We start from the raw sequence: 21,213 nt of genomic DNA, 5'->3' as shown, positions 1-21,213 counted from the left end.
AAATGTCTCTCGATGACGTTCTCGGGTCCGATGATTTCCAGTCGGAAGAAACCCCAATCGAAAGCAGCTGGGCCGCCGAAATCACCGGCACCGTGGGCCTCACTGACGATGATATTGCGTACGACGGCGCCCCGGTGCCTGACGACCTGGCCGGCGACGTCGAGGACTACGACCGGCACCACGACACCCAACGCCAGGTACCACTGGGTGCGTTGAAGGAAGAGCGCGCCAAGCGCCAGGAGGCACAGGCGCAGCTGGAACAGGCACGTCAGCAGCGCGCGGCTGTGGAGCAGCAGCTGGCGCAGTTCGCCCAGCACCTGCAGGCGCAGCAGCAAGCCGCGCAGCGGGCGGCCGCCGAGGCTGCGATTCCGAGTTTCTCGGAAGACCCCGAAGGTCACGTAGCGGCTTTGCGTGAACAATTCGCGCAGCGGTTGGAACAGATCCAGGCCGGCCAGCAGGCCCAGGTCCAGGCACAACAGCAGGCGGTGCAGATACAGCAGGTTCGCGCCGAACTGGCCCAGATCGGGGAATCGATCCAGGCCGAAGAAGCCGATTTCGCCAGCCGTCAACCTGATTATGTTGAGGCAGTCGGTTTCCTGCAGCATCAGGTTACTCAACAGCTCCGGGCGCAGTATCCAGGGGCTACACCGCAACAGCTGGAACTGGTGCAGGCCGTCGCGCTTGGCCAGGCGACGCAGCATTGCAGGGCGCAAGGCGTCAGTCCGGTGCAATGGCTGTATTCCCGTGCCCTGGCCCGTGGCTGGCAAGGCAGCGGTGCACCAGCACAACGCCAGGCCCGGCCTGCGGCAGCCCCTGCGGCGTACCGGCCAGCCCCTTCCAATCTGGGCAATGCCGGCGGTGCTCCGGGCGATATCACTACAGAGCAGTTGGCGGCGATGAGTGACACTGAGTTCGATGCCTACTGGAGCCAGCTCGCCGCGCAGCACAAACCCCGCTTCTTCAAGTAGGGGGTGTGCCATGGAAGCTGACGCCGAAGCCCGGCCGCAGGGCGACAATCGCCGGGGCAACAAAACACGCGGCACCACGCGGCGTGACGCCCTGGCGGTGCGGGCCCAGGTGCTGGAGAACACGCTGCGTGAACTCCAGCTCAAGCTGGAACTCAGCGGCGACCCTGCCACCCGTGCGAGACGGCGGCAGTTGCTGCACGGGATTCGCGTTGGTGCCTACCTGCTGAGCGAGAAACACGAGCCGGGCGAGGTTCGCCGTATGCTGGAGGCCGAGCTGCGGGTGTGAGGCACAACAAGGGCCGCCGCAGCGATGGGGTTCCTATACTGCGGCGGCCAGGTGGCCTTTCACCGGGGCCATTACTGAAAGTCTAGTTGGCGCGCACTGGAAAAAGCGGCTGGCGCGGCCTGCGAGCTATCGCATGAGGGAGGGAAATGCCGCGCCAGTCGAAAGCCCCACTTGCGCCATGGGGCTAACCATACAATTCTAGTCGCCATGCAGGGCTGACGTGAAAAGAGCCGCCACGGCTGCGAGCACATGCGCCGTGGCGGAAGGTTACTTCAGCAAGAGATGCCAACGCGGACCTCGAAACGGGCATAACGATTCCGCGACGGCAACTGTCCTTGGGGGAGGACAATTCGAGCTTAGCAATCACGTATACGTGCGTTGCTGTAGGTGACGGGCGGATTACAGCGTAATGACGGGGCCGATCAAGGCCCCTTCGTTTTGGGTGGCGCCTTCGGCTGAGCTGGCGTATTAGTGGCGCACCGGCATGGAGCCGGGATAAGGAGGGTGGCGGATGGCGTTCTCTACAAGAGAGTCTTGGCTGAAGGTGGAAAGGGCCAGGCAGTTGCTGTCTGGGATCTATGAAAGCCTCGGTGAGTTCCTAGACGGGTATGAGCTCGACATACCAATCGAGAACCACGCAGACCACGAGAGGGGCTGCATATCGGTCAGGATCACGGCACTCCCCAGCCTGCCGCAGGATCTCGGATTGATCATCGGTGACATAGCGCACAACTACCGATGTGCACTGGATTACTTGTGGTGGCAGCTGGCGACGCACAACCTTGGGCGCGAGCCTACCGACGAAGAGGCACCGTCAATTCAGTTCCCCATACTTAAGGAATCGGACAAGTGGGGGAAGAAAGGCTTCAGGTTCGTTTCCTTGGATGACGCGGCCTTTGTAGAGAAGTACCAGCCGTTCAGCTTTGACACGACCGATGACTCATACACCCCACTGGAAGGGCTCAATGTGCTGTCAAACCACGACAAGCATAGAGTCCTGACCCCGGTGATTGCTCGGGCATTGAAAGCTAACTACGTCAACACTTCGGGCCAGGAGCTCCGGGGGGAGTGGTTTGAACTACCACAGCATGTCGTAGTCGGCACAGAAGTGATTCGGTTTTTCGCTGACCTTGACGGCCTGGACGTGGCAACGGCAATCACAGGTAGCTTCCGTGCCTATCTGGCTGTTCAGAACGACTGGAACGTTCTTCAGCTGTTTGAAGCGATAGACCTTCACTGCGACAGCATCCTTAAGGAGGCTGGCAAAAGGTTCGGGTGAGCGCCCCTGTGCACCCGGCGAAGGATGCACATGGTCATCCCGGGTCACCTCTCCAACTCGGCGCACCCGTGCGCTGGCGGTATCTCGATGAGGCCCGCGTCCACGTCCTTGAAGAACTGCTCAAGCAGTGCGTACCAGATATCTTCAGTGCAGTAACCGAACGTGTTCAGCGCCCTCAGCTGGGCGATGCCAGCGACGAACCGTTGCTGACCAAGCGTCAGCTGCGCCATGTGCTGGTTGATGAAGTCGCCATCGATGAAGCGCACATTCGGATCCTGCGCGGCCAGTTCTTCCATGGGCGAGCCTGGCTTGCACCAGATGGCTTCGCCCGTCCGGTCCTGGCGGGCATACGCCTTGCGCAGCTGCGCCGCCGTGAAGTCGATGACCTTACTCATGGCTGCTTGCCCCCTTCGATTGCATGGAGAGACGCGCCTGGCCTGGCAGCGTGGTCCCGTCGTTCCTGCGGCGTTTTCTTGCCCCACTCCGCGGCGTTACGCCAACACCAGTGGGCGTAACCCTTCACGCGGCTGGTGCGGATGTGCGTCACGCCGGCTTGCCTCAACGCGGGGGGCAGGGTGTCTTTATTGACCGTGAGTTTTTGCGCGGCTAGCACCGCTTGGCTATCGAGGCTGAGGATCTGCACAAGGTCATCTATGTCGCCCAGGTCTTTCTCGAACGGCTTTTCCCGGCGGTCGATCTTGGCCTTGATGAACTTGGCCAGGGGACTCATGGACTCCTCAAACATGTCCAGCTTGGCGTCAGTGACTGGCGGCCGCGCCTTGGCATCCCAGCCGATGGATTCGAACCCTTTGCCGTCGTAGCCGAACGTCTTCACGAGCACGCCCGCCACCTTGGCAGCGCCGCCGTTCTGCATCCACCCGACGATTGCTCGGTAGTCAGCCGGCGTCATCGGCGTTTCATCGCAAGCCAGAATCAAGTGGCGACGTTCACCAATTCCACTCAGCGCCACGCAATTCAGATCGTTCGAGGTGTAGACGAACTGCAAGTAGTTCGGCACGTTGTCGTGGGCGGTGACTTGCTTGACCTCGATGCGCATGAACGGGTCAGTGATGAGTGTCTTCAAGCGCCCGGCGGTGTCGGGGTCGCGGACGGCAGACACCTCATTCACTCCGACGACAAGGTATGGCCACAGGGAGCTTTGAAACTTCGACTTGAGCGCGGCGCCCTCGACTGAGTTGACCAGTCCGCTACCCAACATCGCCCGCAGTAGTTCGATGAACGCCGATTTGCCGACGCCCTCTTCTGGACTGTGCAGCACAGGCACGTGGAGGATCTTTATGTGTGGCCTCAGGTAGAGCGAAGCCGTCCAGCACAGCAGCGCTTTAAGGCCGACCCCGCCTTCATCCCGCGCGCCACCAGCCAGGCGCCCCAGGAATCGGGTGAAAGGTTCGATATCCGCGCTTGTCGCACTCAGGTCCGGCTTCACCATGCCTTCGCGCAGCCGAAACCACATGTTGTAGGTGGGCGACATTCTGTCGTCTTCGATTTGCTTGCCGTCCGCCCCGACATGCGGCAAGGGCTCAAAGGTCATCGCTGTGACGACGCGCTTGGGGTAGCCCTTGTGTTCCCACCAAAAGTCTTGGGCATCCATATACCTCGGGCTGCCATTGGCATGAGTCCCAACCTGAACGTCTGGGATTTCAAGGTCCAGCGCCTTGAAAGACCCCTTCGAGAAGTGTTTGCCCGTTGCATATTCGACGGCTTGCGGATCCCGATCGCTGGCGAACAAGAAGAACCGGTCGGATACGTCCATAAGCGCTTGCTCCATGCGCTGTTTCATTACGTCCACGCCCATGGCGGGGGTGACTGCGGCGCTCATTGTTGTTCCCCCTGCTCAGGCAGGGCCATGGCCCGCGCCCGTGCTATCTCGTCACAGAACCATTGCCAGCCCTTGGCCTTGGGTTTCTCGGCCAGATCCTGACTGCCCAAGGCGCCGAACCAGATCACCTTGGCTATCGACTCATCACTGAGTTCCGGTGCCCTGGCACGCAGCGCCGCCATCTTGCGTGGCGGTACGCCCGCATCGGTTTGGGTGAGCCGGCGCAGTGTGTTGATGGCCAGCCACAGGCAGCGGGAGCGGTCCGGATAGTGCTGCACCATGCCCGGCACCGACAGCAGGTCGGCGGTCTTGGGATCACGGAAGCGCAGCACATCGAGCAGGCAGGCGGCGTCTTCGGCGGTGTTGGGGAACGCCTGCATGACGCTATTGCTGTCCAGGGCGACCGCTTCCACATGGCGTGCATGGGCGGCCATGAGCAGGCCAACAGCCCATTCCGGTGCCGGCTGCAGGGTGCCGGCACACAGCCACTCATATTGGTTCCCGGAGGGATGCAGGGACGGCGGCGCCACGGTGAAGCCATCGGCCAGCACGTCGATGGCCTGGCTGCTGCCTTTCTGGATGGCGCGAGCCGACGGGCAATGCGCGGGCCGGTAGTAGTACAGGTGCGCGCCTTTGGACGTGCGCACGATGTTGTTACAGGGTTCCGGGGTGTTGGCGATGGCTTCGGCCACCGCTGCGGAACTGTCGCAGTCGATGACCACCAAGCCCGAGGGTCGCAACAGGACGCCGATGCCCAGCCTCGGGTCGTAACGCCAGGGGATTTGTGCCGTCATCAGGTCACCCGCTGGCACTTCATCGAACGTGTCGAAGCCGCTCAGGTGCTTGAAGCGCATCACTGGCTGTTTCGATTGGGCTACCAGCGGGATACACACCAAGCGGTGACCCAGGTAGATCGCCGCAGCCGCGCGGTTGTCGTCCGCCCCGCGGAACAGGTCGAGCGGAAGCACAAGAGTTCGTGCGGGCGAGTCGTCGGGCTGCGCTTGCTGATTGGGTGAAAGTGTTACATTATTACAAAACATGAGGATGCCCCCGATGGAGTTGTCCATCTGCGATCCAGCCCCCTCCACAGACGGCAGGGATCACAGGTTTTTCTACGGGGCAGGCATCGTTCTTATAAAAGCCTTGTGAGCTCGTACCTCCGGGGCTTTTTCTTTGTTTGGTAGGCGCAGCGCCTGTCCTACCTAGTGGGCGGTATCAACGCAGCGCCGCTACTGGTGCAGTCTCAGGCGCTGGCCTCAGTCTGGTTGGTGCAGAACTCCGCAAGCCAGGCGTCTACCTGCTGATTAACCCAAAGCTGCACCGATGGCCGGCCGCTCTTACGCACAGTGGTGGCGGGTATCGGCTGGGGGAACCCACGAGTTGCCATCAACGCCTCAAGCAAGTTCGGGCCGACGCCGACTTTCTCGCAAACTTGCTTCCTTCTCAGGAAAGCCGGACTGACATTCGCAGTGGACTCTGGCTTGTTCATGTTTTCGACCCTCGCACTAGTTGTATCTGGTTCAACTTTCTAGCGGCTTACCGCTTGGGGTCGGAATATACGCCGGCCTCGATTGTTGGGAAGGGTTTTCACATTGCGGTGCGATAATTTGTGTGGGATCGCGAAAAAGGCTTGAAAAGTGCAGTATCCAGGCGGCGACTTCTGCAGGCACAGCGAGCGCCTGGGATACATGAAGTGCACAGTTCTTTTGCCACCAAAATAAATCCGGGTGGCAACTTGTGGAGGGGTGGACCGGGGCGGGATTGGAACTTAAGGGCGGCTGAAGTGGGTCCGGGAGGCTTGGGGAATTGGCTGCTTGGGGCTCATAGAATCGCTATGAGCCTATGAACCCCCCTTCATAATTGGGCTGATTTTAGAGTTAAAACGGCAGATTTTAATTATTTTTAACTAAATACCGTTTGCGTAGCGGCGAAGTTATTGGGAGCTCAAACGGTTTGTTATGCGGGGTAGCTCATAATTTATGAGGCACGCCGGGCGCAGGGTTCATAGGCTGAAAAGCCCGAGCTAGAGCACAGGGATTGAGATTGTTATTACCCTATTACCCTATATTTAAGATTGGTGAGAATAAGGAATATAGGGTTTCTATAGAGTTTGAGGGGGGGTTCATAGCGCATAGGCTCATAGGCGCTGTGCTGCAGGCTGGAAAAATGGCACTGTGCCACCACCCATCCGACGCTGTGTGTCACGCCGCCTGGCCCTTTGCCCGAAGCTCATCCAGATAACACGCCCAGCGCTGAACAACCTCCCGCCGCTGCGGCAGGAGCTGTGCCCTTGCGTATGCGGCTCCCAGCGGGCCGGGCATCCTGTGCGACAGGTGCAGCTCCAGAACCACCCAATCTGCGCCCAGGTGCTCATGTGCGATGGAGCGGAAGCACGCTCTGGCGCCATGTGCCGTGGATTCGAATCCCAGCCGGCGTATCGCCTTGAGCAGGCTGTCACCCGTAAGCGGCAGCCCGGGGCGCCTGGGGGAGGGGAAGACCCAGCCTCGGCCCTTGCTGTCCACGACTCGCTGGCTGTGCTGTGCCCGCAGGATCTCTACCGCTTGGGGCGGCAGCGGTACCACATGCTTGCCGCGTTCACGGTGCGCCGTCTTGCCTGGCGTGTAGCGCCATTCCGGGGACTCGGCGTCGAGGTCGGACAGATCCTCCCAGCGCATCGTGGCCAGCTCGCCCGGTCGCGGCGCCAGGATGAACAGGAGCTTGAGCGCTCGCGTGACAACGGAGTCTTCTGCCGCGTACAGGGTGCATAGGAACCGCTGCAGCTCATCCGGCGTTTCGAGGGCTGCATAGCTTTCGGTTCGGTGCTCGATGCGCAGCGCGCCGCCCCGGACGTCCGCCGCGTTCGACTCGACCCAGCCCAATCCCTGTGCATAGCCCAGCACCGCCCGAATGATCGTCCGCACGCGCTTGGCCATGGAGGTGATCCCTTCGGCCTCCAGCTTCCTGATAACACCAGCGATGTGCTCAAGCCGGATGGTTGCGACTTGCATGTCACCCAGCGCGGGGTAGACGTGCTTTGTGAGCGCCTGCTCGAAGCCTGTGATGGAGCGCTCCACCAGGCGCCCGCGCTCCCGTCCAAGCCACTGCTCGGCGACGGCCCGGAATGTCCTGGCTTTCTCAGCCTCCTGTGCGGCCTTCTGCGCGTTCCTAGCGTCAACCGGCTTCACACCACGGGCAATCCCCGCACGCGCTTCTGTCGCGATTCTGCGGGCCTCCGTGACGCCAATCTCAGGCCAGGCCCCGATGGCATAGCGTCCTTCGGCACCGTCCATGCGGTATTTCAGTCTCCAGAGTCGATTTCCGGCCTTGGTGACTTCGAGGTACAGGCCGCCCACGGTCCCGTCGCTGTGCTTCTTGCCGGGCTCGCTGAGCTTTCCGATTTTGGCGTCTGTGAGTGTTCCGCGTGCGCTGGACATTGGGGGCAAGCTCCTGCGTTTTGAAGGTCAATGCCCCCAAGCTTGCCCCCAAAAACAACGGAAAACAACCAGCAGCCCCAACCAGCAACAGGCAGCAACCTTTAGCTGTAAGCCTTGGTATCCGTGGGTTTCATGGTGATTTAGCCTGATTTACTCGAGGCTGTCAGGATCCCCGCAATACATCTGGATGCGCGAGCGCAGCCAGCGTTCGGCGGGGTCGTTGTCCTGGGCACCGCGCCAGGCCATGGACAGCTCGAAGGCCTGGGTCGACATGGGCGGATCTTCGGCGCGCAGGCCGCCGGCGGCGGTCAGGGCGGCAGCGGTGTAGTCCGGGACCATGGCCACCAGGTCGGTGCCGGCGAGCAAGGTGCCAAGACCGTTGAATTGCGGCACCGCCAGCACCACCCGTCGTTTGCGGCCGATCTTGGCCAGTTCTTCGTCGACGAAGCCATTCAGGTCGCCGGCGAAGGACACCAGGGCGTGGGGCCGTTCGCAATAGTCGTCGACGCTCAGGGCGCCGGGCACGGTGTCGGCGCGCAGCAGCTTGGGCTTGGAACGGCGCAGGGTCTTGCGCTTGGCGTTGGCCGGCAGTTCGTCCGTGTAGCTGACGCCCACGGAGATCTCGCCAGAGGCCAGCAGGTTGGGCATCAACAGATAGTTGGTGCGCCGCACCACCAGCACCACGCCCGGCGCCTCGGCGCGCAGGCGACGGAGCAGGGCGGGGAGCAGGGCGAATTCCACGTCGTCCGACAGGCCGACGCGGAACACCGCGGTGCTGGTGGCCGGGTCGAAGTCGGCGGCACGGCTGACGGCAGTGGAGATGGAATCCAGCGCCGGGGAGAGCAGGGCGAAGATCTCCATGGCCCTGGCCGAAGGTTCCATGCTGCGGCCGGTACGGACGAAGAGCGGATCGTCGAACAGGGTCCGCAGGCGCGCCAGCGCCGCGCTGATCGCCGGTTGGCCGAGGAACAGCTTCTCTGCTGCGCGTGTCACGCTGCGCTCATGCATGAGCGTCTCGAACACGATCAGAAGGTTGAGGTCAACTCTTCGCAAGTCGTTCCGGTTCATGGAATCATCCGTAATTGATGTGTGAAAGGTGCAGTTCCCGTGTCCGATCGTCAAGGCTCACATCATCGCCGTTTATGACAACTATCAATGGCCACGGGTGGTTTTGTGGATAGAGCCCGGATAGAGTCCATGGCTATAGAAGAGACACAGGCGAGGTATGTGATGTCCCGCATGATCCGTTTTCACCAGTTTGGTGGCCCCGAAGTCCTCCAACTGGACGAGCTGCCGACCCCCGTTCCGGGCCCGGGCGAAGTCCTGGTGCGCACCCAGGCTCTGGGTGTGGGCTGGAGGGACGTGCTCTGGCGGCAGAATCTCGCGGCCGAGCAAGTGGCCCAGCTACCTTCCGGCCTCGGCGCCGAGGTGGCCGGCATCGTGGAAGCCGTGGGCGAGGGCGTTGACGACCTGACCCCCGGTACCCCCGTGGCCAGCTTCCCTGCCGGTACCCCGAGCCAATATCCGGCCTGGGGCGACCTGGTGGTGATGCCGCGCCACGGCCTTGTCGCCTATCCCGACGCCCTGACGCCGGTCGAGGCCAGCATCCACTACACGGCGCTGCTGATGGCCTATTTCGCCCTGGTGGACCTGGGCGGGCTGAAGCCTGGCCAGCATGTGCTGGTCACCGAGGCCGGGCATTGCCTGGCGCCGCAGACGGTGCAACTGGCCAAGGCGCTGGGTGCCAAGGTCATCGCGTCGACCAGCTACCCGGAAAGCCGGGCTTTCATCAAGACGCTGGGCGCCGACAAGATCATCGTCACCGAAGAGCAGGACCTGGTCCTGGAAGTCGAGCGCTTCACCCAGGGCAAGGGTGTCGAAGTGGTGCTGGACCAGTGCGCCGGCCAGCAGATGAAACTCCTGGGCGACGTTGCCGCGACGCGCGGCAAGCTGGTCGTCTATGGCTGCAACGGCGGAAACGATACTGCGTTCCCGGCTTGCGCCGCGTTCAAGAAGCATCTGCAGTTCTATCGTCATTGCGTACTCGACTTCACCGGTTCTCCGGAGTTGGGCATCGAGACCAATGAGGCTTCGGTCAAGCGGGCGCTGGACCATATCAACCAGATGACCCGTGATCATCTGTTGAAGCCTCCGGTTGATCGCGTCTTCGCGTTCGAGGACTTCGTCGAGGCCAACCGTCATATGGAAACCTGCCCGGCGGGTGGCCGGGTGGTCATGAAAGTCGCCGACTGAGGAAGGCGGGGCGGGCACGTTGCCCGCCCCGAATCTGTGTTGTTTTCGAATGGTGGGCAGTGTGCCGCGCGAGGCGGCCCGGTCGATAGCCGAATCCTGCTGGATTCTTGCCTGATTCTCTCGAACCGCTTCCAGAGGCGAGACTAGCCCGCAAGCGATGGGTAGAGTTGACCCATCTTCGCCGAGGGTCAGAACCATGAATGCACACGCCTTCCCGGCTCCCCATGAGTCCGATACGGCCGTCCGCCAGCAGCAGCAGTTGGTGCGGCTGATTGATCGATTCACCGGAGAGGACGGCGCCCGGACCACCGCCGTTCCCGGTCTGACCCTGTTCCGTGCCTCCCAGCCCAGCGAACCCTTGCACTGTCTCTACGAACCGGCCCTGGGCCTGGTGGTTCAGGGCCGCAAGCAGTCGGTGCTGGGCGAGGAGACCTACCACTACGGGCCGTCCGAGTACCTGGTGGTATCGGTGGACCTGCCGGTGATCGGGCAGGTCACCGAGGCCAGCCCGGAGGTCCCTTTCCTCAGCCTGCGCCTTGACCTCGACCCCAAGGAAATCAGCGCCCTGCTGATGGATTTCCCGGTGCCCGCGCCGGCTCCCCAGCCTTGCCCGCGCTGCCTCTCGGTCAGCGGCCTGGGTGTGCCGCTGCAGGACGCCGTACTGCGTCTGGTACAGCTGTTGGACACCCCGGAAGACATTCCCGCCCTGGCGCCGCTGGTGCGCCGCGAGATCCTCTACCGTCTGCTGCGCGGCGAGCAGTGCGCGCAACTGCGCCAGATCGCCAGCAGCGGCACCCAGGGCCACCGCATCAGCCGGGCGGTGAACTGGCTGCGGCAGAACTTCCACCAGCCGTTGCAGATCGAGCGCCTGGCCAATGAAGTGAACATGAGCACCTCGGCCCTGCATCACCACTTCAAGGCGATGACGGCCATGAGCCCGCTGCAGTTCCAGAAGCACCTGCGCCTGCAGGAAGCCCGCCGGCTGATGCTGATCGAGGCCCTGGACGCGGCCAGCGCCGGCGGCCGGGTGGGCTACGAAAGCCCGTCGCAGTTCAGCCGCGAGTACAGCCGGCTGTTCGGCGCGCCGCCCCTGCGGGATATCGCGCGGCTGCGCCAGTCGGCCTGACACGGCGCACCGCCGCCGGCGGGCTAGCCTGAATGACTCCTCCGGCCGGGTATCACCGGCCGGCTCCGATGAACCATCCAGCCAGAGGTGGTAAGCCTGATGATTACCCTGAACCTGAACGGCAAGGACCATGAACTCGACGTGCCCGCGGACATGCCCCTGCTCTGGGCCCTGCGCGACGTCGCCAACCTGACCGGCACCAAGTACGGCTGTGGCATGGCCCTCTGCGGCGCCTGCACGGTGCAACTCGACGGCCAGGCCACCCGCTCCTGCATCACCCCCGTCTCGGCGGCGGTGGGCAAGAAGGTCACCACCATAGAAGCCGTGGACCAGGACCCGGTCGGCCAGGCCGTGCAGACGGCCTGGCGCAAGCTCGACGTGGTGCAGTGCGGTTACTGCCAGTCCGGGCAGATCATGTCGGCCACCGCGCTGCTGCAGGGCAACCGCAAGCCGAGCGATGCCGACATAGATGCGGCCATGAGCGGCAATATCTGCCGCTGCGCCACCTATGTGCGGATTCGCGCCGCCATCCACGAAGCCGCCAGCAATCTGGCCTGAGGAGAACCGTCATGGGCAAGTTCGAGCCAGATACCACTGCCGGCAGCGGCATCCTCAATATCAGTCGGCGCACCTTCCTCCGGGGCAGCGGCGGGCTGGCACTGGGCATCTTCTTCGCGCCGCTGTTGCGCGGCGGCGAGGCGTTGGCCGCCGGGGAACCCTTCGCCGCCAATGCCTTCGTCCGCATCGGCGGCGACGGCAGCGTGACCATCCTCGCCAAGCACGTGGAAATGGGGCAGGGCAGCTACACCGGCCTCGCCACCCTGCTGGCCGAGGAGTTGGACGCCGACTGGAGCCAGGTCAGGGTCGAGGGCGCGCCGGCCAATGCGGCGCTCTATAACAACCTGGCCTTCGGCCCCATGCAGGGCACAGGCGGCAGTTCGGCCATGGCGAACTCCTTGGAACAGATGCGCAAGGCCGGCGCCAGCGCCCGCGCCATGCTGGTGGCGGCTGCCGCCGAGCAGTGGAAGGTGCCGGCGCAGGAAATTTCCGTGAGCAAGGGCGTAGTCAGCCATGCCGCCTCGGGGCGCAAGTCCGGTTTCGGCGAGCTGGCCGAAGCGGCGGCGCGGCAGCCGGTGCCCGGCGAGGTGAAACTCAAGTCGCCCAAGGACTTCATCCTGATCGGCCAGGAGCGCCTGGCGCGCAAGGACAGCGCCGACAAGACCGACGGCAGCGGTACCTTCACCCAGGATTTCAAGCTGCCCGGCATGCTGGTGGCGGTGGTGGCCTACCCGCCACGCTTTGGCGGCGTATCGAAAGCGGTCGATGCGAGCAAGGCCAAGGCGGTGCCCGGCGTCGTGGAGGTGGTGGAGTTCAAGGACACGCCCCACGGCCGCGCCGGTGTGGCCGTGCTGGCGAAGAACACCTGGGCCGCGCGCCAGGGCCGTGATGCCCTGGTGGTGGAGTGGGACGAGAGCCGCGCCTTCAGGCTCGGCAGCGAGGAGATATTCGCCCGTTACCGCGAGGCCGCCGGCAAGCAGGGCCTGATCGCCAGTAAACAGGGCGATATCGCTGCCGCCATGGCCCAGCCGGTGAAGCTGATCGAGGCCGACTACGAATTTCCTTACCTCGCCCATGCGGCCATGGAGCCGATGAACTGCCTGGTGAAACTGTCCCCCGGTCAGTGCGACGTGTGGAACGGCGAGCAGTTCCAGACCGTGGACCAGATGGCCATTGCCAAGTACCTGGCCATCCCGGTGGAGAAGGTCAGCCTGACCCAGCTCTACGCCGGGGGCAGCTTCGGCCGTCGCGCCAATCCGCATTCGGACTACCTGCTGGAAGCCGTGGCCATTGCCAGGGCGGCGCAGGCCAAGGGCCATGAGGTACCGGTGAAGCTGGTCTGGACCCGTGAGGACGACACCCATGCCGGCCACTTCCGGCCGGCCTACCTGCACCGCGCGCGCCTGGCGCTGGACAGTGAAGGCAAGCTGCAAGGCTGGCACCAGCGCGTGGTGGGCCAGTCCATTCTCAAGGGCACCGCCTTCGAAGGGGCGATGGTGAAGGAAGGCATCGACCACAGCTCGGTGGAGGGTGTCGCCAACCTGTCCTACGAGGTGTCCAACCTGCAGGTGGAATTGCACACCCCCGAGGACATTGGCGTACCGGTCCAGTGGTGGCGCTCGGTGGGCCATACCCATACGGCCTATGCGGCGGAAACCCTGATCGACCAGGCCGCCACCACCGCCGGCAAGGACCCCTATGAGTACCGCCACGCTCTGCTTGGCAAGCACCCGCGCCACCGCGGCGTGCTGGAGCTGGCGGCACAGCGCGCCGGCTGGAGCCAGCCGCTGAAGCCCGGCGCCGAGGGCGAGAAACGCGGGCGCGGGATCGCCGTGCACGAATCCTTCGGCTCCTTCGTCGCCCAGGTGGCGGAGGTGACGGTCAAGTCCGACGGCAGTTTCAAGGTGGACCGGGTGGTCTGTGCGGTGGACTGCGGGCTGGCGATCAACCCGGACGTGATCCGGGCGCAGATGGAGGGTGGTATCGGCTACGGTCTGGCAGCCGCGCTGCATGGCGCCATCACCCTGAAGGACGGGGTGGTGGAGCAGTCCAACTTCCACGATTTCCAGGTGTTGCGGATCAACGAGATGCCGGTGGTGGAGGTCCACATAGTGCCGTCGGAGGCAGCGCCCACCGGGGTTGGCGAGCCCGGCGTGCCGCCCATCGCGCCGGCCGTGGCCAATGCGCTGCATGCGGCGGTGGGGCAGCGGATCTACAAACTGCCGTTGCCGCGTCAGTTGCAGGCCTGATCTCAGGCCGCCCGGCCGCAGATCAGTTCCCGCAGGGCCTTGCGCTCGGCCGCCGGAGTCGGCGCCTTGCGCACGGCCAGGCTGCCATCTTCCAGGCTCACCGCCACTTCGGTCTCGAAGTGCAGGCGGAGTTCGTCCAGGGTCACATGGGTGACCTGGTACAGGCTGTCGCTGATGCGTGGGTTGGCGGACATGGCGCGGTCTCGTTCCGGTTGGCCACAGGGCCGATGGAGCGATAGTGCCGCTCGGGCGTCCAGCGCGGAATTGAATGGGCCTGATGGTGAAGATCATTCGCGTTGATGGCGTATCAGAAACAGCGGACCGGTTGGCGCTGGCCAGGTAGGGTGCGCCGCGCGCACCTTACAAGGGGCCTGGCGTCACAGTCATTTGCTCAGCAGCACTGCCAGTTCGTCGGCTTCCTCGGCCCAGTCGGCATCTTCCAGCAGAGCGTCCCGCAGGAAGGTCGCCTGGGCCGGGTTCCAGAAGGGGGCGTCGGGCAGAGCCTGGCCCACCGCCAGCCGGTGATCGGCAGTGAAACGCTCTATATCGCTCTTTCCCGAGGGCAGCCCAAGCTGGTCGAAGAGGGCGCTGAGGGAGTGGTGGCTGGTATCCATGCTGGGGCCTCCGAATGCGGCGTCGAGGGATAAAAGACCTTCATCGACTATAGACCCTGTGCCGGCCAGGACCGCCGAACGGCAGCATGTCGGCTACGAGTGGCGCGGGGTTGCGCCTTGCGCTGACTTGGCTAGCCTCACAAAAAAGCGGTCGCCGAGCCGCGGCCACCTGCACGGGGGCGAAATGAGCGTCCATGGCGAGCAGAGGAACTCCTTGTGGGACCCGGTGGAGGCTGGGCTGCTCCTGGCTCCGGTCTGGTCCCCGGTGCTGTTTATCTTCCTCGCCGAATTCCTCCACGAGTTCTTCCAGATCAATTGGCTGTTCAATTCCAGCCTGAGCACCTTCGGCATGTTCCTGGTACCGGCGATCTCGATGCTGCCGTTGATCCACGATTCGCCCCGCCCGATGGCCATCACCCTGTTGCTGGCGGGCGGTTACTACCTGGCCGGGCTGGCGGCGATCTTCCTGATGTCCTGGGGAATGCTGCTCTATACCGGCTATTCCTGATTCGCCCGCGGAACCCGGCGCGGGGCCATGGATCAAAGGCCCCGGGTCCGCAAATTTGGCGGATCGTCCCACTACGGAGCCATTCATGTCCCCTTTGAAGAAACTCGCGCTCATCGGCCTCGCGGCGCTGCCGCTGGCTGGCTGCCTGAAAGAGGAATCGGTCGACCAGGCGGCGCTCTGCACCTACAGCACCGATGCCGAGGCCAAGCTGTGCAAGTCCGGCCAGTTGTCCTGGTTCAAGGCGGGAAGGGCGGTCAACCAGCAGCTGCCGCTGAGCGTGGCGGCGGCCTATTGCGACTTCAACCATCCGGTCATGTACAACGAGGCGGGGGTGATCTGCGTCTTCACCGACAAGCGCCTGAACTTGGTGAAGTAGGAGGGCGCGCGACCTTTGGGGGCGAATTCATTCGCCAAGGGCAGCGCAGCTGCCCCCTTGAGGTCCGATTGGCAGACCTGCGGCCTGCTTCGCGAATGAATTCGCCCCCACAAGGGCATGCGAGGCGGTAACGCCCGACCTCAGCGCTTGCCCATGGACCGGCGGGTGCCGCGCGGTGCCGGGCCGGGGCGTTGGCCGCGGTCGTGGCCCTTGAGGCTCTGGTACCAGGGGATATTGGCTTTCTTCGGTTTGGCTTGCGCGGCTTCGGCGGCCGGGGTTTCCTGCTGCTGGATTTCGGCCTGGTCGTGGTCTTGGCTGGTCATGGTGCTTCTGCTGTATCTGGGCTTGGCCCGCATCCGGGCCGGAGGCGCGCATCATACACCATGTGCCCGTGGGCCGGCCTCCGGGAGTACCCGGAGGCCATTGGTTCTGCTCAGGCTTCCTCTTCCGGCAGTCCCTCGCCGACCAGCTCCACGCGGTGGTCGACGTGGTTGATGGCCGAGAGTATGTGTCCCGGGTCTGTCAGCGAGGGCGCCATGGTCCAGCGGTCGATCGGTTCGTTGCCGATCCGCACCATGCCGGTATGGGTCAGCTGGTTGCCGTCCACCAAGGGGTCCACGTCATAGAAGCCCAGGGCATAGCGCAGGTCGAGAATGTCCTGCGGGGCCCCGGTGAGGTACTCCCAGCCGGGGCCGATGCCGAACTTGTCGATGTACTCCTGCAGGTGACGCGGCTGGTCAAGCTCCGGTTGCAGGGTGATGGAGTACATGAAGACGTCCCGTCCCAGGCGTTCGCCAAGCATCTGCTGGACCTTGCGCAGGTTCGCGGTGGCGGTCGGGCAGTTCCGGCCGCAGCTGGCGTACATCATGTTGAGCACCACCACCTTGCCGCGTATCAGGTCGTCGTAGAACGCGACCCTTCGGCCCTGGTGGGTGAGCAGGATGGGGTTGGGGAACCTGGCCGCCCCGGTGCCGGGCGTCGGTCGGCGTTCTCCGGCGGCACCCAGGGCGCCCAGGGCCGCCAGCCCCAGTACGCCGGCACCCAGGCCGCCAATCAGATTTCTGCGAGTGTTCATGGATTGGTACCTCCCACCGCTACTCGATATCGAAGCGCAGCATCATGGCGTGGTCTTCGTGGATCAGGTTGTGGCAATGCATCACGTATTTGCCCACGTAGTCCCTGAAGCGGATGAAGATCCGGACGGTTTCGGCCCTGTTGAGCACATAGACGTCCTTGCGTCCCTGCTCATGGGCGGGGATGGGCTGCGAGACGCCGTTCCTGATGCGCGCGATGATGCGGCCTTCCTCGAAGTGGATATGGATTGGGTGCGACCAGCCGTTGTCGATGTTCACCAGCTCCCAGATCTCGCCTCGGCCCTTGGGCACCGTGAAGCGCGGCGCAGTGACGTTGACGAATTGGCCATTGATTACCCACATGTTGTTGGAGCGCTCGAAGACGAAGCGACGCACCGGGGCATTGGCCACCTCGTAAGGGTCCAGGGGCGGCAATGGGCGCAGGTAGGCCGGCACCTGGCTGAGGTCCTGGGCGGTCGGCCAGCGGTCCACCACTATCTTCAGCACGCGCACGCCGGTATCCCTGATGTCCTTGGGTCCGCGGGTCTCTTCCTGGCGCATGCGGTTGACCAGGTAGAGGGTGGTGCCCACCGGGTACTTGGAGAAGTCCACCACTATGTCGCCGCGCTCGGCCACGCCCAGGGTCACGATCTGCTGGTTGAGCAGCGGCTGGGGCAGCAGGTTGCCGTCGTTGCCGATGTAGGTGAAGTTCTGCTTCAGGTTGCCCGAGTTCACCAGCGAGAAGGCGTAGAACAGGCTCGGCCCCGTATTCAGCAGACGGAAGCGATAGCGCCGCGCGGCCACCTTGAGCACCGGCTCGATCATGCCGTTGACCAGCACCTTGTCGCCCAGTACGCCCTCGGGATTGATTTCGTCGTAATAGAGCATGCCGCCAGCATCGAAGCGGCGGTCGGCGAACATCAGCGGGTAGTCGTAAGGGTGGCTCGGCAGTCTCAGCGCGCCGGGCGTCGGGTCGGCCTCGTTGCCCGAGTCTAGGTGGTCGTACAGCAGGTAGAAGCCCACCAGCCCCCGATAAAGGTTGGGTGCTGTGAAGTCCAGGGTGTGGTCGTGGTAGAACAGCGTGCCCAGGGCCTCGCGGTAGTCGCCGATGCTGTCCTGCAGGTTCTCGAACCCGGCGCAGACGTTGGGGTAGAGATGGTCCTTGAACTTGCCCGAGGCAGTCAGGGTCGGGCCGGCCTTGGTGGCGCTGTAGTAGTCGCCTGGGAAACCGTCGCTCTCCGAACCGGTGTGCAGGTTGTGCAGGTGGGTGGAGATTTCCGGCGTACCAAAACCGGTGTGGTTGGACGGCAGCTCGTTATGGATACGGCAGATCATCGACCTGCCATAGTGGGCCATCACCGTGGCGCTGAATTCCTTGTCCGGCGTGTTGGCGGCGCGGTAGGCCCAGACCTTCTGTTTCGGGTAGGCCGGGTTGAACATCCAATCGCGCTCCTGCGCGCGCAGCTCATAGTATTCCGCGTTCTGCCTGAACTGCGTCCAGCGCTGGTGCCGGCTACGTCCGGCCTCACCGCCGGCGAGATTGGCCAGTTCGGTCGGTGCCGGGGTCAGGGAGGGGGCGGCGGCGGCGGGAACGATCTGCTTGGGCAGTTCCATCACCCAGGGTGTGGTGGCCGGGCTGGGCGGCAGAATCGGTACAGCCGCCTCGGAGGCCGGTGCGCGTAACAGGGCGGGGGCGGCCACCGCGGCGGCGGAGAGCTTGAGGAAGTCGCGCCGCGTTTCATCCGCCAACCTGTCTTTCTTGTTCTTGGTTTGTCGAGGATTCTTGCCTTTCATGGGTGTGCTCCATCTCCCCACCGCGAATCCGCGCGAACGGCCCGCCCTGGATGCGATGCTCCATGGCTCATTTTCCCCATCCGTTCACGCGAAGGTGCAGGCCGCTAATGGAAGTTGCTCGTGCGGCCAATACGCCAATAAGCCGACTAAAGACGGCGCACTTGGTGGGCGCAAATTGGCAAATGACAATTAATTGCCGCTTTCGATGGCCAGTGGCTTTTGGCTCTAGGCATTGCGGTGAGTGTTACAGGATGTGTCTCGAAGACGGGCGGCGGCGATTGCAGGGCAGGCGGTAGAGCGGTTTCTGCGAGGTGGAGGCGACCGGAAAAGATGGGATTCCGGCCGCTCCGGGAGCCTTACTGGTACTTGGAGTGGAACAGGGCAATCTGATTGACCGGCTTGGGTTCTTCCTTGGCCAGTACATAGACCACGCGCTGGCCGTCCGGGCCGCCGCCGATGTCGACATAGCTGAAGGTGGGCTCGCCGATCTTGTACATGTCCATCATGTCGCCGTAGCGGCTGAACACGTAGATGATGCCTTCTTCGTCACGCAGCTCGCCGTAGAAGGGCTGGGCTGGCGGCAGGCTGATGTCGAGGAAGCGCGTGGCGCTGAGGGTCTTCAGGTCCTTGCCCTGGTCGGCGGCTTTCAGCACCAGGACGATGTCGCGACCGAAGCCGTCCTTCTTGCCCAGGTTCTGCTTCACCGGCGCGCTGCCGCTCTTCACGAATTCGCGGTAGGTGGTGTAGTCGTCGAAGACATACAGCTCCTTCTCGGTGCGGATCTGGTACCAGTCTTCATTGTCCAGGGCCACCGGCTTGGCCGGTGCCGGGGCCTGCATGCTGCAGGCGCTCAGGGCGGCGGCCAGCAGGGTGGCGGCCAGTGGCTTGATCAGGTTCTTCTTGTCGTTCATCAGAGGTCCTCCCCAGGAAAGTTGAGCAGAGAATCTGCCTGCGGCGGATGACTGATTGATGACGGGATTGTGTCGTGATGGTTAAGGATGAAGGCTTTGGTTTTCAGTGAGTTAGCAGGTTTTTTTGAGATTGCGACTGTGGTCCGCCGTCCAGCGTAGGGTGCGCTGTGCGCACCGTGGAGCTTCCGGTGCGCACGGCGCACCCTACCGAATTGAGCCAGCGCCAGTCCGGTCGGCGCAAAGAAAAAGGGTGAAGGCGTGTGCCTCCACCCTTTGAAGGCCCCGCCGTAGCGGGGCAGTCGAGGGACTCTTGCTTAGCCGCGGTAGTAGCGCTGCGGCACGAAGGGGGTCTTGGCCACTTTCATGGCCACGCGCTTGCCGCGCACCAGGGCCCAGACTTCGCTGTCCAGGGCCGCATGGCTGGCGGCGACGAAGCCCATGGCCACGGGCGCGCCCAGGCTGGGGCCGAAGCCGCCGCTGCAGACGCGGCCAATCACGCTGCCGTCGGCGTCGACGATCTCGGCACCTTCGCGCACCGGTACGCGCTCCAGGGGCAGCAGGCCGACGCGCTTGCCGGTCACGCCGTCGCGCTGTTGCTCGAGGATGCGCTCGGCGCCGGGGAAACCACCGGCACGGGCGCCATCGGCGCGACGTGCCTTGGAGATGGCCCAGGCCAGGCTGGCCTCGATCGGCGTGGTCGCGGTGCTCATGTCATGGCCATAGAGGCACAGGCCGGCTTCCAGGCGCAGCGAGTCGCGGGCGCCGAGGCCGATGGGCTGGACTTCCGGCTGGGCCAGCAGCGCACGGGCCAGGGCTTCGGCCTGGGCCACGGGGACGGAGATCTCGTAACCGTCTTCGCCGGTATAGCCGGAGCGGCTGACGAAGCATTCCACGCCTTCCAGGCGCACGCTGCCGAACTGCATGAAGGTCATGCCCTTCACCTTCGGTGCGAGGCGGCCGAGCACCTCGGCGGCCTTGGGACCCTGCAGCGCCAGCAGCGCGCGGGATTCGAACAGCGACTCGATCTGGCACTGGCCGGCCAGGTGCTGTTGCAGGTGGGCCAGGTCCTGCTCTTTGCAGGCGGCATTGACCACCACGAACAGCTCGTCCTCGGCCAGGCGGGCCACCATCAGGTCGTCGAGGATGCCGCCGTTGTCGTCGGTGAACATGGCGTAGCGCTGCATGCCCACCGGCAGGTCGAGGATATCCACCGGCACCAGGCTTTCCAGCGCCCGGGCCGCATTGGCGCCACGCAGGATGATCTGGCCCATGTGGGAGACGTCGAACAGGCCGGCCTGTTCACGGGTGTGCAGGTGCTCCTTGAGCACGCCGAGCGGGTATTGCACCGGCATGTCGTAGCCGGCGAAGGGCACCATGCGTGCGCCGAGTTCGAGGTGCAGGGCGTGCAGCGGGGTCTTGGCGAGGGTTTCGGTAGTCACGCGGAATCTCCAGTAGGGTGCGCCATGCGCACCGATGAACGTCTGTGGTGCGCGCGGCGCACCCTACGGACGGCTGATCAGCATTCGATGATGTTCACCGCCAGCCCACCGCGGGCGGTTTCCTTGTATTTGCTCTTCATGTCGGCGCCGGTCTGGCGCATGGTGCGGATCACCTTGTCCAGCGAGATGAAGTGCTGGCCGTCGCCACGCAGGGCCATGCGCGCGGCGTTGATCGCCTTCACCGAACCCATGGCGTTGCGCTCGATGCAGGGCACCTGGACCAGCCCGCCGACCGGGTCGCAGGTCAGGCCGAGGTTGTGTTCCATGCCGATCTCGGCGGCGTTCTCCACCTGCTGCGGGGTGCCGCCCATGACTTCGCAGAGCGCGCCGGCGGCCATCGAGCAGGCCACGCCCACCTCGCCCTGGCAGCCGACTTCGGCGCCGGAGATCGAGGCGTTCTCCTTGTAGAGGATGCCGATGGCGGCGGCGGTGAGCAGGAAGCGCT

The 21,213-nt window shown here is 64.0% G+C and carries 23 protein-coding genes; 9 read left to right on the top strand and 14 right to left on the bottom strand.

Annotation, left to right across the window (positions count from 1 at the left end):
- The first annotated feature begins 2 nt into the window (after positions 1-2).
- The 3 genes from E8F11_RS22920 (at position 3) to E8F11_RS22910 (ending at position 2,533) form a co-directional block, all read left to right on the top strand.
- The gene (locus E8F11_RS22920) at positions 3-968 is read left to right on the top strand and encodes a hypothetical protein (RefSeq protein WP_280291188.1); all 966 of its coding nucleotides are present in this window, start codon (positions 3-5) and stop codon (positions 966-968) included.
- 10 nt (positions 969-978) lie between these two features.
- Positions 979-1,254, top strand: coding sequence for a hypothetical protein (locus E8F11_RS22915; protein ID WP_280291187.1), 276 nt, complete (start codon positions 979-981; stop codon positions 1,252-1,254).
- 511 nt (positions 1,255-1,765) lie between these two features.
- Positions 1,766-2,533 carry a hypothetical protein gene (locus E8F11_RS22910; RefSeq protein ID WP_280291186.1) on the top strand — a complete coding sequence of 256 codons (768 nt, stop codon included), beginning with the start codon at positions 1,766-1,768 and terminating at the stop codon, positions 2,531-2,533.
- Between the two features lie 44 nt (positions 2,534-2,577).
- On the opposite strand, the gene E8F11_RS22905 is transcribed toward E8F11_RS22910, so the two are convergent.
- The 6 genes from E8F11_RS22905 to E8F11_RS22880 all read right to left on the bottom strand — a co-directional run bounded on the left by E8F11_RS22905 (position 2,578) and on the right by E8F11_RS22880 (position 8,875).
- Complete coding sequence (locus E8F11_RS22905) at positions 2,578-2,928, bottom strand: hypothetical protein (protein ID WP_280291185.1); 351 nt, start codon at positions 2,926-2,928, stop codon at positions 2,578-2,580.
- Positions 2,925-4,373 (bottom strand): DUF5906 domain-containing protein, encoded by a 1,449-nt coding sequence (locus E8F11_RS22900; protein WP_280291184.1) that lies wholly within the window; start codon positions 4,371-4,373, stop codon positions 2,925-2,927. The genes E8F11_RS22905 and E8F11_RS22900 overlap by 4 nt, the downstream gene beginning before the upstream one ends.
- On the bottom strand, positions 4,370-5,440 hold the full coding sequence (locus E8F11_RS22895) for a bifunctional DNA primase/polymerase (protein WP_280291183.1): 1,071 nt from the start codon (positions 5,438-5,440) through the stop codon (positions 4,370-4,372). Before E8F11_RS22895 ends, E8F11_RS22900 begins: the two co-directional genes overlap by 4 nt.
- A gap of 176 nt (positions 5,441-5,616) precedes the next feature.
- Positions 5,617-5,862, bottom strand: a complete 246-nt coding sequence (locus tag E8F11_RS22890; protein WP_280291182.1) for a hypothetical protein — start codon at positions 5,860-5,862, stop codon at positions 5,617-5,619.
- 712 nt (positions 5,863-6,574) lie between these two features.
- Positions 6,575-7,807 (bottom strand): integrase arm-type DNA-binding domain-containing protein, encoded by a 1,233-nt coding sequence (locus E8F11_RS22885; RefSeq protein WP_280291181.1) that lies wholly within the window; start codon positions 7,805-7,807, stop codon positions 6,575-6,577.
- 150 nt (positions 7,808-7,957) lie between these two features.
- Positions 7,958-8,875, bottom strand: coding sequence for a LysR substrate-binding domain-containing protein (locus E8F11_RS22880; protein ID WP_280291180.1), 918 nt, complete (start codon positions 8,873-8,875; stop codon positions 7,958-7,960).
- A 162-nt stretch (positions 8,876-9,037) separates the two neighbouring features.
- On the opposite strand from E8F11_RS22880, the gene E8F11_RS22875 reads away from it, so the two are divergent.
- The 4 genes from E8F11_RS22875 to E8F11_RS22860 all read left to right on the top strand — a co-directional run bounded on the left by E8F11_RS22875 (position 9,038) and on the right by E8F11_RS22860 (position 13,993).
- Entirely contained in the window at positions 9,038-10,060 is a 1,023-nt protein-coding gene (locus E8F11_RS22875) for a zinc-dependent alcohol dehydrogenase family protein (RefSeq protein WP_280291179.1), read from the top strand.
- Positions 10,061-10,256: 196 nt separating this feature from the next.
- Complete coding sequence (locus tag E8F11_RS22870; protein WP_280291178.1) at positions 10,257-11,186, top strand: AraC family transcriptional regulator; 930 nt, start codon at positions 10,257-10,259, stop codon at positions 11,184-11,186.
- 99 nt (positions 11,187-11,285) lie between these two features.
- Complete coding sequence (locus E8F11_RS22865) at positions 11,286-11,744, top strand: 2Fe-2S iron-sulfur cluster-binding protein (protein WP_280291177.1); 459 nt, start codon at positions 11,286-11,288, stop codon at positions 11,742-11,744.
- A gap of 11 nt (positions 11,745-11,755) precedes the next feature.
- A complete protein-coding gene (locus tag E8F11_RS22860) occupies positions 11,756-13,993 on the top strand; it encodes a xanthine dehydrogenase family protein molybdopterin-binding subunit (protein ID WP_280291176.1) in 2,238 nt (745 codons plus the stop codon).
- A 2-nt stretch (positions 13,994-13,995) separates the two neighbouring features.
- Here the strand turns inward: E8F11_RS22860 and ptrC are convergent, their stop codons facing one another.
- A complete protein-coding gene (ptrC, locus tag E8F11_RS22855; RefSeq protein WP_280291175.1) occupies positions 13,996-14,187 on the bottom strand; it encodes a type III secretion system co-regulatory protein PtrC in 192 nt (63 codons plus the stop codon).
- Between the two features lie 189 nt (positions 14,188-14,376).
- Positions 14,377-14,607: a DUF2789 domain-containing protein gene (locus tag E8F11_RS22850; RefSeq protein ID WP_280291174.1), complete on the bottom strand. Its 231-nt coding sequence runs from the start codon at positions 14,605-14,607 to the stop codon at positions 14,377-14,379.
- A gap of 184 nt (positions 14,608-14,791) precedes the next feature.
- Here E8F11_RS22850 and E8F11_RS22845 point away from each other — a divergent pair, with 184 nt between their 5' ends.
- Both E8F11_RS22845 and E8F11_RS22840 read left to right on the top strand, forming a co-directional pair.
- Complete coding sequence (locus tag E8F11_RS22845; RefSeq protein ID WP_280291173.1) at positions 14,792-15,115, top strand: hypothetical protein; 324 nt, start codon at positions 14,792-14,794, stop codon at positions 15,113-15,115.
- Between the two features lie 85 nt (positions 15,116-15,200).
- Positions 15,201-15,491 carry a hypothetical protein gene (locus E8F11_RS22840; protein ID WP_280291172.1) on the top strand — a complete coding sequence of 97 codons (291 nt, stop codon included), beginning with the start codon at positions 15,201-15,203 and terminating at the stop codon, positions 15,489-15,491.
- Between the two features lie 140 nt (positions 15,492-15,631).
- Here the strand turns inward: E8F11_RS22840 and E8F11_RS22835 are convergent, their stop codons facing one another.
- The 6 genes from E8F11_RS22835 to E8F11_RS22810 form a co-directional block, all read right to left on the bottom strand.
- On the bottom strand, positions 15,632-15,814 hold the full coding sequence (locus E8F11_RS22835; protein ID WP_280291171.1) for a hypothetical protein: 183 nt from the start codon (positions 15,812-15,814) through the stop codon (positions 15,632-15,634).
- A 110-nt stretch (positions 15,815-15,924) separates the two neighbouring features.
- On the bottom strand, positions 15,925-16,566 hold the full coding sequence (locus E8F11_RS22830; protein WP_280291170.1) for an SCO family protein: 642 nt from the start codon (positions 16,564-16,566) through the stop codon (positions 15,925-15,927).
- 19 nt (positions 16,567-16,585) lie between these two features.
- On the bottom strand, positions 16,586-18,358 hold the full coding sequence (locus tag E8F11_RS22825) for a multicopper oxidase domain-containing protein (protein ID WP_280291169.1): 1,773 nt from the start codon (positions 18,356-18,358) through the stop codon (positions 16,586-16,588).
- Between the two features lie 356 nt (positions 18,359-18,714).
- Positions 18,715-19,269: a hypothetical protein gene (locus E8F11_RS22820; RefSeq protein ID WP_280291168.1), complete on the bottom strand. Its 555-nt coding sequence runs from the start codon at positions 19,267-19,269 to the stop codon at positions 18,715-18,717.
- A gap of 314 nt (positions 19,270-19,583) precedes the next feature.
- Positions 19,584-20,708, bottom strand: a complete 1,125-nt coding sequence (gene gcvT, locus E8F11_RS22815) for a glycine cleavage system aminomethyltransferase GcvT (RefSeq protein ID WP_280291167.1) — start codon at positions 20,706-20,708, stop codon at positions 19,584-19,586.
- A 77-nt stretch (positions 20,709-20,785) separates the two neighbouring features.
- Positions 20,786-21,213, bottom strand: a 428-nt coding sequence (locus E8F11_RS22810) for an L-serine ammonia-lyase, iron-sulfur-dependent, subunit alpha (protein ID WP_280291166.1), incomplete at its 5' end; no start/stop codon positions are given.

It is taken from the genome of Pseudomonas sp. BN417, from assembly GCF_029871205.1.
Taxonomy (GTDB): Bacteria; Pseudomonadota; Gammaproteobacteria; order Pseudomonadales; family Pseudomonadaceae; genus Metapseudomonas.
Note: the sequence above shows the minus strand (reverse complement) of the source record. Positions and strands in the feature narration are given on the sequence as shown.

Coding starts and splice junctions, on each gene's coding strand:
- E8F11_RS22865 (WP_280291177.1), top strand. CDS start 11,286: ATGATTACCCTGAACCTGAACGGCAAGGACCATGAACTCGACGTGCCC.
- E8F11_RS22825 (WP_280291169.1), bottom strand. CDS start 18,358: ATGAAAGGCAAGAATCCTCGACAAACCAAGAACAAGAAAGACAGGTTG.
- E8F11_RS22850 (WP_280291174.1), bottom strand. CDS start 14,607: ATGGATACCAGCCACCACTCCCTCAGCGCCCTCTTCGACCAGCTTGGG.
- E8F11_RS22840 (WP_280291172.1), top strand. CDS start 15,201: ATGTCCCCTTTGAAGAAACTCGCGCTCATCGGCCTCGCGGCGCTGCCG.
- E8F11_RS22905 (WP_280291185.1), bottom strand. CDS start 2,928: ATGAGTAAGGTCATCGACTTCACGGCGGCGCAGCTGCGCAAGGCGTAT.
- E8F11_RS22830 (WP_280291170.1), bottom strand. CDS start 16,566: ATGAACACTCGCAGAAATCTGATTGGCGGCCTGGGTGCCGGCGTACTG.
- E8F11_RS22885 (WP_280291181.1), bottom strand. CDS start 7,807: ATGTCCAGCGCACGCGGAACACTCACAGACGCCAAAATCGGAAAGCTC.
- E8F11_RS22880 (WP_280291180.1), bottom strand. CDS start 8,875: ATGAACCGGAACGACTTGCGAAGAGTTGACCTCAACCTTCTGATCGTG.
- E8F11_RS22835 (WP_280291171.1), bottom strand. CDS start 15,814: ATGACCAGCCAAGACCACGACCAGGCCGAAATCCAGCAGCAGGAAACC.
- E8F11_RS22860 (WP_280291176.1), top strand. CDS start 11,756: ATGGGCAAGTTCGAGCCAGATACCACTGCCGGCAGCGGCATCCTCAAT.
- E8F11_RS22900 (WP_280291184.1), bottom strand. CDS start 4,373: ATGAGCGCCGCAGTCACCCCCGCCATGGGCGTGGACGTAATGAAACAG.
- E8F11_RS22915 (WP_280291187.1), top strand. CDS start 979: ATGGAAGCTGACGCCGAAGCCCGGCCGCAGGGCGACAATCGCCGGGGC.
- E8F11_RS22845 (WP_280291173.1), top strand. CDS start 14,792: ATGAGCGTCCATGGCGAGCAGAGGAACTCCTTGTGGGACCCGGTGGAG.
- E8F11_RS22820 (WP_280291168.1), bottom strand. CDS start 19,269: ATGAACGACAAGAAGAACCTGATCAAGCCACTGGCCGCCACCCTGCTG.
- E8F11_RS22875 (WP_280291179.1), top strand. CDS start 9,038: ATGTCCCGCATGATCCGTTTTCACCAGTTTGGTGGCCCCGAAGTCCTC.
- ptrC (WP_280291175.1), bottom strand. CDS start 14,187: ATGTCCGCCAACCCACGCATCAGCGACAGCCTGTACCAGGTCACCCAT.
- E8F11_RS22910 (WP_280291186.1), top strand. CDS start 1,766: ATGGCGTTCTCTACAAGAGAGTCTTGGCTGAAGGTGGAAAGGGCCAGG.
- E8F11_RS22890 (WP_280291182.1), bottom strand. CDS start 5,862: ATGAACAAGCCAGAGTCCACTGCGAATGTCAGTCCGGCTTTCCTGAGA.
- E8F11_RS22895 (WP_280291183.1), bottom strand. CDS start 5,440: ATGGACAACTCCATCGGGGGCATCCTCATGTTTTGTAATAATGTAACA.
- E8F11_RS22870 (WP_280291178.1), top strand. CDS start 10,257: ATGAATGCACACGCCTTCCCGGCTCCCCATGAGTCCGATACGGCCGTC.
- E8F11_RS22920 (WP_280291188.1), top strand. CDS start 3: ATGTCTCTCGATGACGTTCTCGGGTCCGATGATTTCCAGTCGGAAGAA.